General features: G+C 29.4%; 12 protein-coding genes. 6 read left to right on the forward strand and 6 right to left on the reverse strand.

Annotated elements, in window-relative coordinates; translation table 11 throughout:
• Positions 1 to 10: 10 nt before the first annotated feature.
• The 6 genes from tyrS (at position 11) to CLCT_RS03195 (ending at position 7,045) form a co-directional block, all read left to right on the forward strand.
• Positions 11 to 1,213, forward strand: a complete 1,203-nt coding sequence (gene tyrS, locus CLCT_RS03170; protein ID WP_039668258.1) for a tyrosine--tRNA ligase — start codon at positions 11 to 13, stop codon at positions 1,211 to 1,213.
• Positions 1,213 to 2,310, forward strand: a complete 1,098-nt coding sequence (locus CLCT_RS03175; RefSeq protein WP_039668259.1) for a nitronate monooxygenase — start codon at positions 1,213 to 1,215, stop codon at positions 2,308 to 2,310. The genes tyrS and CLCT_RS03175 overlap by 1 nt, the downstream gene beginning before the upstream one ends.
• On the forward strand, positions 2,303 to 2,719 hold the full coding sequence (locus CLCT_RS07830) for a hypothetical protein (RefSeq protein WP_149062225.1): 417 nt from the start codon (positions 2,303 to 2,305) through the stop codon (positions 2,717 to 2,719). The genes CLCT_RS03175 and CLCT_RS07830 overlap by 8 nt, the downstream gene beginning before the upstream one ends.
• 93 nt (positions 2,720 to 2,812) lie before the next feature.
• A complete protein-coding gene (locus CLCT_RS07680; protein WP_428840479.1) occupies positions 2,813 to 4,249 on the forward strand; it encodes an N-acetylmuramoyl-L-alanine amidase in 1,437 nt (478 codons plus the stop codon).
• Complete coding sequence (mnmC, locus tag CLCT_RS03190; protein ID WP_149062226.1) at positions 4,246 to 6,084, forward strand: bifunctional tRNA (5-methylaminomethyl-2-thiouridine)(34)-methyltransferase MnmC2/FAD-dependent 5-carboxymethylaminomethyl-2-thiouridine(34) oxidoreductase MnmC1; 1,839 nt, start codon at positions 4,246 to 4,248, stop codon at positions 6,082 to 6,084. The genes CLCT_RS07680 and mnmC overlap by 4 nt, the downstream gene beginning before the upstream one ends.
• Positions 6,085 to 6,214: 130 nt before the next feature.
• Positions 6,215 to 7,045, forward strand: a complete 831-nt coding sequence (locus CLCT_RS03195; protein WP_149062227.1) for an inverse autotransporter beta domain-containing protein — start codon at positions 6,215 to 6,217, stop codon at positions 7,043 to 7,045.
• On the opposite strand, the gene rseP is transcribed toward CLCT_RS03195, so the two are convergent.
• Genes rseP through CLCT_RS03225 form a run of 6 tightly spaced genes read right to left on the reverse strand, consistent with a single transcriptional unit; the run spans position 7,042 to position 12,706 of the window.
• Positions 7,042 to 8,148, reverse strand: coding sequence for an RIP metalloprotease RseP (gene rseP, locus CLCT_RS03200; protein ID WP_149062228.1), 1,107 nt, complete (start codon positions 8,146 to 8,148; stop codon positions 7,042 to 7,044). The genes CLCT_RS03195 and rseP overlap by 4 nt on opposite strands.
• Position 8,149: 1 nt before the next feature.
• Positions 8,150 to 8,680: a CDP-diacylglycerol--glycerol-3-phosphate 3-phosphatidyltransferase gene (gene pgsA, locus CLCT_RS03205; protein WP_039668264.1), complete on the reverse strand. Its 531-nt coding sequence runs from the start codon at positions 8,678 to 8,680 to the stop codon at positions 8,150 to 8,152.
• Positions 8,681 to 8,731: 51 nt separating this feature from the next.
• Positions 8,732 to 9,511 (reverse strand): enoyl-ACP reductase, encoded by a 780-nt coding sequence (locus CLCT_RS03210; RefSeq protein ID WP_149062229.1) that lies wholly within the window; start codon positions 9,509 to 9,511, stop codon positions 8,732 to 8,734.
• Positions 9,511 to 10,407, reverse strand: coding sequence for a 4-hydroxy-tetrahydrodipicolinate synthase (gene dapA / locus CLCT_RS03215; RefSeq protein ID WP_149062230.1), 897 nt, complete (start codon positions 10,405 to 10,407; stop codon positions 9,511 to 9,513). Before dapA ends, CLCT_RS03210 begins: the two co-directional genes overlap by 1 nt.
• A 2-nt stretch (positions 10,408 to 10,409) precedes the next feature.
• Positions 10,410 to 11,651, reverse strand: coding sequence for a M16 family metallopeptidase (locus CLCT_RS03220; RefSeq protein WP_039668267.1), 1,242 nt, complete (start codon positions 11,649 to 11,651; stop codon positions 10,410 to 10,412).
• Positions 11,648 to 12,706 carry a quinone-dependent dihydroorotate dehydrogenase gene (locus CLCT_RS03225; protein ID WP_149062231.1) on the reverse strand — a complete coding sequence of 353 codons (1,059 nt, stop codon included), beginning with the start codon at positions 12,704 to 12,706 and terminating at the stop codon, positions 11,648 to 11,650. The genes CLCT_RS03220 and CLCT_RS03225 overlap by 4 nt, the downstream gene beginning before the upstream one ends.
• Positions 12,707 to 12,713 lie beyond the last annotated feature (7 nt).

Raw genomic sequence — 12,713 nt, forward strand, 5'->3', positions numbered from 1 at the left:
AGGTTTTGTAATGAATATTGAAGAAATTATTAAAGAAATTAAACGAGGAATAGCAGAAATTATTGATGAGGAAAGATTGGTTTCTTTGGTAAAAAATTACTATGAAAAAGGTGAAAATTTTTTTGTAAAGGCTGGTTTTGATCCTACAGCTGCTGATTTACATTTGGGTCATACTGTAGTTTTAGGTAAGATGGCTTTGCTTCAAAAGCATGGGGCTATAGTGCAGTTTTTAATAGGTGATTTTACTGCTCAAATTGGAGATCCAACAGGAAAAAGTGCTACAAGAAAAAAACTTGACAAAGAAGAAGTACTTAAAAATGCTAAAACTTATGAAGAACAAGTTTTTAAGATTTTAGATCCAAGTAAAACTCAAATTCATTTTAATTCTAAATGGCTAAATGAGCTTGGTGCCGCTGGTATAGTAGAGCTTACTTCGACTTTTAGTGTTGCTAGAATGCTTGAAAGAGATGATTTTACTAAGCGTTTTAAAGAGCAAAGCCCTATATCAATTTGTGAGTTTTTATATCCACTTTTACAAGGTTATGATAGTGTTGCATTAAAAAGTGATATAGAAATGGGTGGAACGGATCAAAAGTTTAATCTTTTAATGGGTAGACAGCTTCAAAGAGTATATAATTGTCAAAAAGAACAAGCGGTAATGATGATGCCATTGCTTGAAGGCCTTGATGGTGTAAACAAGATGAGTAAAAGCTTGGGAAATTATATCGGTGTAACTGAAAATGCCAAAGATATGTATGCTAAAGTTTTGAGTATAAGTGATGAGTTGATGTTTAGATATTATGAACTTTTAAGTGAAAAAAGCTTAAATGAAATTTTACAAATAAAAGATGATATTAAAAAAGGCTCATTGCATCCTAAAGAAGCTAAAGAAAATTTAGCTTTAGAAATTACTGCGCGTTTTCATTCAAGTGAGTGTGCTTTAAAAGCTAAGGAAGAATTTGACAAAGTCCATAGTGCAAAAGAACTTCCTAGTGATATGCCAAGTTTTACTTTAGAAGGTAGTATTTGGCTTGCAAAAGCTATAGTAGAGTGCAAAATGGAAAGCTCTACTTCAGCTGCTAGAAGATTGATTAATTCAAATGCAGTAAGTGTTAATGGAGAAAAAGTTCAAGATGAACAATTTCAACTAGAAAGTGGTGAATATATTTTACAAGTTGGAAAAAGAAAATTTGCAAAATTAAAGGTAATATGATGAGTTTTAAAGCTTTAAAAATTGGAAAGCATGAGATAAAATATCCTATTTTTCAAGGTGGCATGGGGCTTGGTATAAGTTGGGACAAACTTGCTTCTGCAGTTTCTTTAAATGGCGGATTAGGGATTATTTCCTCGGTAGGAACTGGATATTATGAAAATAGAATACATATAGATAAAGAGTTCAATGCAAAGCCTTATGGTAGTGATAATTTTTATTCAAAAGCAGGTTTAAAAGCTTTGATAGATAATGCTAGAAAGGTTTGCAAAGACGCACCTTTAGGCTGTAATATTTTATATGCAAGTAATAATTATGCACAAATTGCTCGTAATGCTTGTGAGGTTGGTTTTAATGTGATAGTTTCAGGAGCAGGGCTTCCTACAAATTTGCCTGAATTTACACAAGATTATCCAGATGTTGCTTTGGTGCCTATTGTATCATCTGCTAAGGCTTTAAAAATTATCTGCAAAAGATGGCAAAGTAGATATAATCGCTTGCCTGATGCAGTTATAGTTGAAGGACCAAAAAGTGGTGGACATCAGGGTTTTACTTATGAGCAATGTTTAATGGATGAATATCAGTTAGAAAATGTAGTACCACAAGTTGCGCAAGAAATTAAAAACTGGGGAGATATACCATTAATCGCTGCGGGTGGAATTTGGGATAAGCAAGATATAGAAAAGATGATGTCTTTAGGGGCAAGTGGCGTTCAAATGGGAACTCGTTTTATAGGAACTTTTGAATGCGATGCGAGTGATGATTTTAAACAAGTATTGCTAGATTGTAAAAAAGAAGATATTGAACTTTTAAAATCTCCAGTTGGTTATCCTGCAAGAGGGGTAAGAACTAATCTTTTAAATTTAGTAGATAAAAGAATGGGGCCAAAAATTTCTTGTGTGAGCAATTGTGTTGCACCATGCGGTAGAGGCAAGGAAGCTACTAAGGTGGGTTATTGTATAGCAGATAGATTATATGATGCTTGGAGTGGTAAAAAAGAAACAGGTTTATTTTTTACAGGGGCTAATGGATATAGACTAGATAAGCTTATTAGTGTAGAAGAGCTAATGAAAAAATTAATTAATGGTGAAGATGCTTAGAATATTTTTTATTTTTTTATTATTTTGTTTTAGTGTTTTTGCTAATGCAGAAGTTAAGAAATTTGATCAAAATTTTTTAACTTCTAATTCAGAAGAAAAACTACAATTACACCAGCAGTTAAAATCTTTATATATACAAAGTGTGATTAATGATAATAATGAAGAAAAAAATGAGATTTTAAAAAGATTAATCATAAGTTCAAATTCTTTAGGTTTTGATGATAAAGCTTATGTGCAAGAGCTTAAAGAAAGCGGAGTAAATGAAGAAGAAATTTTGCGTTTAAAAAATGCTCTAAAAGTTATACAAGATCAAAAAATAAAAAAAGAACAAACAAAAATTGAAACTAATACCACATCATCATCTATTAATAAAAAAGAAGATAAAAAAGAAGATAAAAAAAGAAGATAAAAAAGAAGATAAAAAGAAGATAAAAAAGAAGATAAAAAAGAAGATAAAAAAGAAGATAAAAAAGAAGATAAAAAAGAAGATAAAAAAGCTCCAGTGCAAAAAGAACTTTTTGTGCTTGATGTAAAGAAATTAGACAATGGTATCTTACTTGATTTAAGTGAAAAAATCAGCCAAAAAGACATTAAAAACTTTACTCTCAAAGGCGATAAGAATTTTCGTTATGTTGCAGATTTTGATGGGATTTTAAAAGGACCTAAGAGAACTTTTGAATTTAAAGATTTTGATATTATCGTATCGCAATTTAACCCAACAAGTATGCGTTTGGTCTTAAGTTCAAAAAAAGAATTAAAGATCAAAATAGAGCTTAAAGATCAAAGTCTTTTTATGGGGCTTGAAAAAGTAGAAAAAAAAGAAGAGCCCAAACCTATAGTTAAAAAACAAAATGAAGTTAAAAAAACAGAAGTAAAAAAAGAAGTTGTTAAAAATGAGCCTTTATATATTTTAAAATCAAGTAAAGATAAAAATGGTATTAATTTAAAATTAAATAATGATATTGATATTGAAGATATTAAAATCAATTCTTTTAAAGATGGTAAAACATATCGTTCTATTGTAAGCTTTGAAGCTATTTTAGAAGGTGATAGAAAAAAAATCGATATTAATAAAAATCAATCCATCACAATAGTGCAGTTTAATAAAACTACAGTAAGGGTTGTTTTAAATTCTGCCAGTGATTTTAAAACTAATCTTGATTTAGACGATGAGGAATTATTTATAGGCTTTGAAAAAAAGGCTAAAAAAATACTGGCAAAAACTACTTCAAAAACGGCAAAAACTACCATTAAAAAATCAGGTAAAATCATAGTAATTGACCCAGGTCATGGAGGTAAAGATCCAGGTACTTTGGGTGATAAGGGTGTTAGAGAAAAAGATGTAGTTTTAAGCGTTGCTTTAAAACTTGGTAATGAGCTTAAAAAACGTGGATATAGAATTTATTATACTAGAAGTACAGATAAATTTATAAACTTAAGAGATAGAACCTCTATGGCTAATGAAAAAATGGCGGATTTATTTATTTCTATCCATGCAAATGCAGCTCCAAATAAACAAAGAGCTAAAACTTTACAAGGTATTGAAACTTTTTTCTTATCGCCTGCAAGAAGCGAAAGAAGTAAAAAAGCTGCTGAGTTGGAAAATCAATCCGATTTTGAAGAGATGAATTTCTTTTCAAAACAAACCTTTTTAAATTTTTTAAACCGCGAAAAAATCGTTGCTTCAAATAAATTAGCTATTGATGTTCAAAAAAAGATTTTAAGTAATGTAAGAAAAAAATATAAAGTTGTGGATGGTGGAGTTAGAGAAGCTCCTTTTTGGGTTTTGGTGGGTGCGCAAATGCCTGCTATATTGATTGAGACAGGTTATATTAGTCATCCTAGTGAAAGAAATAGATTAACAAATAAAAATTTTCAAGAATTATTAGCTATTGGTATTGCTAATGGCATAGAGAGTTATTTTTATAAAAATCAATGAAAAAAGCAAATATTATCATTAAAAACAATGCGCCTTTTTCTTTAGATTTTGATGATTATTATTTTAATTCTAGCGATGGTTTAAGTGAGAGTGAATTTATCTATACTAATGCTTTTGAATTTCAAACAAAACAAACTATCATTGCAGAGCTTGGTTTTGGTATAGGTTTAAATTTTTTTCTTACTTTAAAGCGTTTTACAAAAGAAAAAAAAGAAAATCAAAGACTATTTTATCTTAGTTTTGAAAATTTTTATATAGAAAAAGAAACATTAAGAGAAATTTATAAAAATCTTGGTTTTTATGAGGAATTTAAAGAGCTTTTAGAGCAGTTTTTAAAATTTTATCCCCCATGTAAAGATGGAGTTTATAGATTTTATTTTCAAGATTGTTTTTTAGATTTGGTATTTGGTGATGCTAAAGAAAAGTTGCAAAATTTAGATTTCAAAGCTGATATTTGGTATTTAGATGGTTTTGCTCCTGCTAAAAATCAAGAGATGTTTGATGAGGATATTATAAACAAAGTTGCTAAAAATTCAAAAATAAATGCCAAGATTTTGACCTTTTCTTCTGCAAGCATTTTAAAAAAAGCTTTAACTAAAAATAATTTTCAAGTACAAAAGATCAAAGGCTTTAGAAAAAGAGAAATGATACAAGCTATTTTTAATGGCCTTGAGTTTGAAGATAAATTTGCTTATTTTAATACCCCGTGTTTAAAAAAAGAAATACAAAAAATAGCCATCATCGGAGCAGGTATAGCTGGAGCTAGTATAGCTTATGAGCTTTCTTTAAGAAATGTTCAAGTAGATGTTTTTGAAAAAGAAAATTCATTAGGAAAAGGTGCTTCTGGAAATATCAATGGAATTTTAGGTTCTTTGATTTTAAAACCTGATGTTTTATTGGGTGAGTTTTCACAATATGCTTTTTTAGAGGCTAGTAGATTTTATAGGCAAATTTTAGATTTAATTCCTCAAGGGGTTTATGAATTTGCTCATAATGAACTTATGCAAGAGCGTTTTGATAGTCAAAAAGATAATGTTTTATTTGAAATTATTCACAATCAAGCTTTTTTAAAAGATGGAGCATGTATAAAGCCTCAAGAGCTTGTGAAAACACTTTTACAAAAAAGCAAGGCTAAGGTATTTTTTGAGCATGAATTTAAAGATTATTCTTATGAAAATGAAAAGTTTTCTTTGCAATTTAATAATCAAAAACCATTAAAAGATTATGATGTGTTAATTTATGCTCAAGGCGCTGATATTAAGAATTTTTTAGAGTATAAATATATGAAATTAAGCAGTGTCAGGGGGCAATGTACTCATTTAAAACCATTTTTAAAAAATTCTCATGCTTTATCTTCAAAAGGCTATATTTGTCCTATCAATGAAGAATTAAATTTACAACTTATTGGTGCAAGTTATGATAGGCTTAATCAAGATACAACGCTTTTAAAAAATGATGATTTGCAAAATATTGAAAATATAAAAGAATTTTTGCAAGGTGAAAAATTAGAGATAATGGGCGGAAAAGTAGGATTTAGATCATATTCGAGTGATAGATTTGCCATAATAGGTCAAGCTTATAATGAAAATTTTTATATGCAAAATTATAAGGCACTTTTATGGCATAAAAATAAAAGTCAAGTAGCACTAAATGATTTTATTCCTTTGTATTTTTCCATCGCTCATGGATCTAGGGCTTTTGCTAGTGCTATTATTGGAGCTAGAATACTTAGCGCATTAATCTTTGATGAGCCAAAAATAGAAAAAGATTTTTTACATGCCACTCATCCTGCAAGATTTTTAATTAGAATGTTAAAAAAGGGAAAAATTTTATAACAAGCAGTTTTTTGTTTGAAATGTTATTAGCTATATTGTAAAAATATAATGCTATTATAAATATAGAGTTAGCAATATTTCATGATAAATGTGAAATTTTGTATCTTTAAAATAATATATTAGAGGTTGAGTGAAAAAATATATTTTTTTAGGCTGTATATGTATAAATACATTTGCTTTAAATTTAGAAGAAAGCTTAGGTGAGGGTGAGGCTAATATTAGCAAATATCAAAAGTCAAACACTGTTTCTAAGCAAGTATTTTTTCAAAAACCACAAGAGTACCAAACTCAAAGTACAGATCTTAGTTCTTTTGCTAGTAATTCTTTAGGTCAAGTTTTAAATTTAAGCTCTAAAGATAAAACAGAGGCTAATTTAGATTATGATGCTTTAAATGTAAATATAAAAAATATTAATTCAATACTAGATTATGAAAATGCTACTTTACTTTTAGAAAAACAAGCAAGAATAGGGCAATTAGAACAAGCTTATTCTTTGGGACTTATTAATCGCTATGAATTTGATGAGTTTAATGTAGGTTTTAACTATTTTAATGATCAGTATAAAGAAACTTATGAAAAAAATAGTTTTGGTGCTGAATTTCAATTTAGTCATTATTTTAAAGCATATGCTAATCATTACAATATAAAAGAAAATGATAGCGAAGATAGTACAGAGCTTGGTTTGATGTTTGATTTGCCTTATTTGAATGTTTTAAATGTAAATTCTAATATAAAAGAATTACAAAATCAATACAACATTACTTATTCTCCAATTTCTATTTTAGATTTATCACTTAATTATCAAGATGAAAAAACTAGTGCTAAAGATCAAACGGCAATGTGGGTAAGATTTAGATTAAATTATGAGCAAAGTTTAAGTAAGCAATTTTATAATAGTTTTTACCGTAAAAACAATATAGGCGAATTTAACCGTTATGATTTTGCTACTAGGACTTATTAATTACTCATAAAACGGGTAATATCATTATAAGTTACAAACACCATTAAACTTAAAAGCAAAGCCATGCCAAAATAACTAAGATATTCAAAACATATCTTTGGTACTTCTTTTTTAAAGATTAACTCATAAAGGTTAAAAAGTATATGCCCTCCATCTAGCGCTGGAATGGGAAGTAAATTTAATACTCCAAGGTTGATAGAAATTAAAGCGGTGATTAAAAATAAAACCACTATACTAGTATTTGCTGCTTTGGAAGTTATATCTACCATAGTGATAATTCCACCCATATTTTTAGCATCTAATTCCCCGCTGATGATTTTAGCAAGACCTTTAAAAATAAGTAAAGAGGCTTCTATACTTTCTTCATAAGCATATTTTAAACTACTAAATCCTGGATGATAAATAGTAACAAACTCACCCTTAGGTGCTATGCCAATTAGTGGTTTTTGAACTTTTTGATAAAACTCATTGTAACCTTGATCAATTTGCGGGGTTAGGGTGATGTTGATGAGTTTGCCATCGCGTTCTATACTAAGTAAGGTTGGTTTTATGTGTACAAGTTTGCCGATTTCTTCAAAGCTTTGAATTTTAACTCCGTCTATAGCTAGGATTTTATCTCCAATTTGTAAATTTGCTTTTTGTGCAGCTGAGTTTGGTGCTATATTGCCAATAATAGGTGCAAGTTTTTGCACACCTAAAAAACCTATGACTATATAAAGCAAAAATGCTAAAAAGAAATTAAAAAACGGTCCTGCAAAAAGTATGTAAATTCTAGCTAGAGGACTTAGAGTATTATAGCTATTTGGTTCGTAATTTTTTTCACTAGGATTTAAATCATCTTGTCCTTTAAGTTTAACATAACCACCAAAAGGTAGTGCAGATAAGCGGTATTCTGTGTTTTTATAAGTTTTTTTAAAAACAGCTCTTCCAAAGCCTATACTAAAAATTTCTACATCGACTTTCATATGTTTTGCGGCTAAAAAATGTCCTAACTCGTGAAAAAAAATTAAAAAAGATATAACCAAAAGTGTTATTAAAAAGCTAAAAGAATAAAACTTAAAGCCAATAGCTAAGATAATAAATAAAAATAAATATGATTTCAAATTATACCTTTTTTAAATGTTTTATATAAGCTAGTATGTACTCAAAAGCCGAATAAAGTGTAAGTACTAAGGCAATAAACAACAATGTATTAGCAAAAGGCCATTGCATGATTAAAAATATAATGGCTATCATTTGAAAGGTTGTTTTTATTTTTCCCGCAAACGAAGCACTTACATCAAATTTTTCACTCACCATAACCACTCGAAAACCGGTTATAAAAAATTCTCTTACTAGAATAATATAAATCATCCAAGGATCGGCTTTTTGGGTGAGTAATAATCCTAAAAAAGCAGCCAAAACAAGCATTTTATCTGCTAGTGGATCTATAATGGCTCCAAGTTTTGTAGTTTGATTCCAAGTTCTTGCAATATAACCATCAAAAAAATCAGTCAAGGCAGCTATACCAAAAACAACACAAGCAAAATAATTTACCCAACTAGGATGAATATTTTCAAAATCATTAATAAGCAAAAAAAACAAAAGTGGAGCTAATAATATCCTTAAAAATGCTAAGATATTAGGTAAATTCATTATTTATTAATCCTTGTGTTTAAAGAAAATACCCCAAAATGGGGTAATGAATCATTTAAAAGTTGTTCCACCATCTACGATTAAGGTGTGTCCTGTGATCCAATTTGCTTTATCAGAACATAAAAATAAACATGCTCCTGCTAAATCTTGAGGCTGTCCAATACGGTTTAATGGACTAAGATTAATAGTTGCATTTTTAACTTCTTCATAGTTTGTAAATGCTTTAAGCGCGTCAGTGTCAATTGGTCCACCACTTACTACATTTACACGGATGTTTTTAGAACCAAGTTCGGTTGCAGCATATCTTGCCATAGCTTCTACCGCTGCTTTAGCTGTACCGTGTCCTGCATAGTTTTCAATATGTACTAAATTTCCTGTTGAGGAAATAGATAATATACTACCCCCACCAACTTTTTCTATTCTTTTTGCTGCTTCTTGTGCTCCAACAACAAAAGCATTTACAGTTGCCGTGAAAATATTATTAATACCTTTTGGTTTTAATTTCATAAATTTAGTATATCCACCTACAACGGCACGACCTGAGATAATAGCATTAGAGATGAAAAAATCTATTCTGTCAAAATCTTGATCGATTTTTTCAAATAAGTCTTTATAAGTTTCTGGTTCAAGTATGTTAAACTCATAAGCCTTTGCTTTGATTTTATAGTTATTTTCTAAATCTTTTACAATTTCTTGAGCTAAATCTGCGTTAGAATTATAAGTAAAAGCTACATTGGCTCCTGCTTTTGCAAACTCATATACAATAGCTTTACCAATCCCTCTTGTTCCACCGCTAATTACTAAAGTTTTATTTTGAAAAAAAGTATCCATTAAAATCCTTTGATATTATAGTTTTTCATAATCGCTTCTATTTTTGCTAAATTGCAATCACTAGGTTTACAAAGTGGCAAACGATATTCTAAAGTAGGAGTTAAACCTGCTATATACATTGCTGCTTTAATAGGTATAGGATTGCTTTCGCAAAATAAAATTTTATTGATATTATACAACTCATCATTAATTTTTTTAGCTTCAATATATTTTTCTTCTAAAGCTAAATGAGTTAATTTTGAAATCATATCAGGAAGTAAATTTGAAGTAACTGAAATCACACCTTTACCACCATTTGAAAGTATAGGATAATTAATAGCATCTTCTCCGCTTAAAAGCATCATTCTAGGTTCATGCGCTAGCAAATCAACGCATTTATCAATACTTCCACTAGCTTCTTTTACTCCATAAATATTTTCACAATCTCTAAACAATCTTATAATGGTTTCTGTTTGAAGTTCACAACCTGTTCTTCCTGGTACGTTGTATAAAAGCACAGGTATGTCTATGCTTTTTGCTATTTCTTTATAATGTAAATACAAACCTTCTTGTGTAGGTTTATTGTAATATGGAGTAACGCTTAAAATACCATCAGCTCCATGCTCTTGTGCAAATTTAGCCAAACTTACAGCTTCATGGGTAGCATTGCTTCCTGCTCCGGCTAAAACTTTACAAGAACTTCCCTTGCAAGCATCTAATGCTATTTCTATACAAATTCTATGTTCTTCATGGGTTAAGGTGGCACTTTCTCCAGTTGTTCCAACAGGCACTATCGCATCAATCCCATTTGCTATTTGCCTTTTGATGAGTTTGTGGTAAGTTTGTTCATCTAATTTTCCATTTTTAAATGGAGTTATTAAAGCTGTCATTGCTCCTATGATGATTTTATTGTCCATTTTTACCCCTTTTTTAAGATTATTGTAGTAGATTTGTTTTCATTGAAATATTTTCTAGCACAATGAATTAAATCATCTTTGCTTAGATTTTCTATATTTTTTTCATAATCAAGCAAAGGCTTTAAATCACCTTTTGCAAGATAAGATCCATAAATATTTGCAACGCTACTTGCATTGCTTAGTGAAAAAATAAAATCACTTTTTACGGTGTTTTTGATTTTTTCCATGATAGTATCATCAAAATTAGCATTTTTTACATCTTCAAGAATCTTTAAAAGTTCTTTTTCAACATCTTCTGCTTTTATACCTTCATTGCAAACACAAATAAATATAAATAAATTCTCATCTATATTTTCACTTGCATAAGCATAAAATTCATTGATAAGTTCTAATTTATCAATTAAAATTTCACTTATTAAAGAACTTTTTCCATTTCCCAAAAGTTCGCTTAATGCACAAAGTTTTGGCATATCTTCATGATTAAATGCAGGAATTTTATACGCAAGTGCTAGCAATTGCGTATCGCTTTCTTTATGTAAGATCACACGTTTAGCACCATCTTGCTCAGGTTCTTTTTCATGAACTATAGGGATTTCTTTGGTATTTTTTATATCATGAAAATGCTTTTTAGCTAAAGTAAATACTTTATCTTCATTAATATCGCCACTCACAAGCAAAATAGCATTTTTAGGTTGATAAAAAGTTTGATGAAAATCTTGTATATCTTCTATTTTCCAATTTTGTATATCTTTAAAAAAGCCTATCGGGGTCCAGTGATATGGATGGTGTAAAAAGGCATGATTGTATAATCTAAAATACAAATATCCCAAAGGGTTATTATCAGTTCTCCAACGCCTTTCTTCTAAAACTACATTTCTTTCAGGTTGAAACTCATCATCTTTTAAATTTAAATTACGCATTAATTCAGCAAAAAGCCATAAAGACTTATCTAAATTTTCACTAGAGCATTTTATAAAATAATGCGTATAGTCAAATCCCGTGCTTGCATTATCCACTCCACCAAAACCCTTGACTATTTCATCAAATTCACCTGCTTTTAAATTTTTTGTACTTTTAAAATTTAAATGTTCAAGCATATGAGCTATGCCACTTTTTCCCATTTTTTCATTTCTTGAACCAACTTTATAAAAAATATCTACACTTATAACTCCGCTTTTTTTATTTACAGGTAAAGTATAGACTTCAAGTTCATTTTCAAGGGTGATTTTTTTATAATTAATCATTTAAAATTAACTCCTATAGCTTGACTAATATGATTAAAACCATCTTGTTTTAAAAGTTCAATTAAACCTTGATTGATATTTTTGACTACACTTGGTCCTTTAAAAATCATAGCTGTATAAATTTGAACCAAACTAGCCCCGTTTTTAATGCGTTCATAAGCAAGTTCGGCACTATCTATGCCTCCGCTTGCTATTAAAATAGTATCTTGATAAATTTCTTTAGCTACTTCTTTAAAAAATGTTGCACTTTTTTGGGTGATTAATTTACCGCTAATTCCGCCAAAAGTTCTTGCATTATCAATCAAAGAATAATCTATACTAGTATTTGCCATGATAATACCATCAGCTTTTGCACTAATAGCGCTTTTGCAAAGTGAAATTGCGCTGTCTATATTCATATCTGGAGCAATTTTTAAAATCACAGGTTTATTCGTGATTTCTTTTGCTTGGCTAAATAAAGTACTTACAAATTCCTCGCTTTGTAAATCTCTTAAATTTTTGGTATTTGGAGAGGATATATTAATCACAAATAAATCACATAAATCTTTAAATTCTTTTAATAAAATAATATAATCATTAATAGCTTCTTCGTTCGGAGTGATTTTGTTTTTACCTATATTTGCCACTAAAGGTATGCTAAAAGGATAGACTTTTTTTACTTCTTTTGCAATGGCGTCTTTACCTTTATTGTTAAAACCCATAGCATTTTGAATACTTTCTTGTTCAACAAGTCTAAAAAGTCTAGGTTTTTCATTACCATTTTGAGGTTTTGGAGTAAAAGTTCCATACTCTAAAAAACCAAAACCTAAAGCACTTAGCGGTCTTATCATAGTTGCATTTTTATCAAAGCCGCCTGCTAAACCCACAGGATTGTAAAAATTCAGATTAAAAATTTCTTGATTTAAAATTTCATCATTTATTACATAATCTTTTGCAAAAAAACTAAGCCCTCCAGGAAATATACAATCTAGCGTTCGCATACTAAATTCAGCCAAAGCATGAGCATTTTCTGGATCTAATTTATATATTAAAGGTTTTAAGCTTTCATAAGTCATATTTTTC

The organism is Campylobacter lari subsp. concheus, assembly GCF_008245025.1.
Taxonomy (GTDB): Bacteria; Campylobacterota; Campylobacteria; order Campylobacterales; family Campylobacteraceae; genus Campylobacter_D; species Campylobacter_D concheus.

What these genes read in the sequence shown, in the direction of transcription:
- tyrS (WP_039668258.1), top strand. Translation starts at nt 11, where the DNA reads ATGAATATTGAAGAAATTATTAAAGAAATTAAACGAGGAATAGCAGAA.
- CLCT_RS03175 (WP_039668259.1), top strand. Translation starts at nt 1,213, where the DNA reads ATGAGTTTTAAAGCTTTAAAAATTGGAAAGCATGAGATAAAATATCCT.
- CLCT_RS07830 (WP_149062225.1), top strand. Translation starts at nt 2,303, where the DNA reads ATGCTTAGAATATTTTTTATTTTTTTATTATTTTGTTTTAGTGTTTTT.
- mnmC (WP_149062226.1), top strand. Translation starts at nt 4,246, where the DNA reads ATGAAAAAAGCAAATATTATCATTAAAAACAATGCGCCTTTTTCTTTA.
- pgsA (WP_039668264.1), bottom strand. Translation starts at nt 8,680, where the DNA reads ATGAATTTACCTAATATCTTAGCATTTTTAAGGATATTATTAGCTCCA.
- CLCT_RS03210 (WP_149062229.1), bottom strand. Translation starts at nt 9,511, where the DNA reads ATGGATACTTTTTTTCAAAATAAAACTTTAGTAATTAGCGGTGGAACA.
- dapA (WP_149062230.1), bottom strand. Translation starts at nt 10,407, where the DNA reads ATGGACAATAAAATCATCATAGGAGCAATGACAGCTTTAATAACTCCA.
- CLCT_RS03220 (WP_039668267.1), bottom strand. Translation starts at nt 11,651, where the DNA reads ATGATTAATTATAAAAAAATCACCCTTGAAAATGAACTTGAAGTCTAT.
- CLCT_RS03225 (WP_149062231.1), bottom strand. Translation starts at nt 12,706, where the DNA reads ATGACTTATGAAAGCTTAAAACCTTTAATATATAAATTAGATCCAGAA.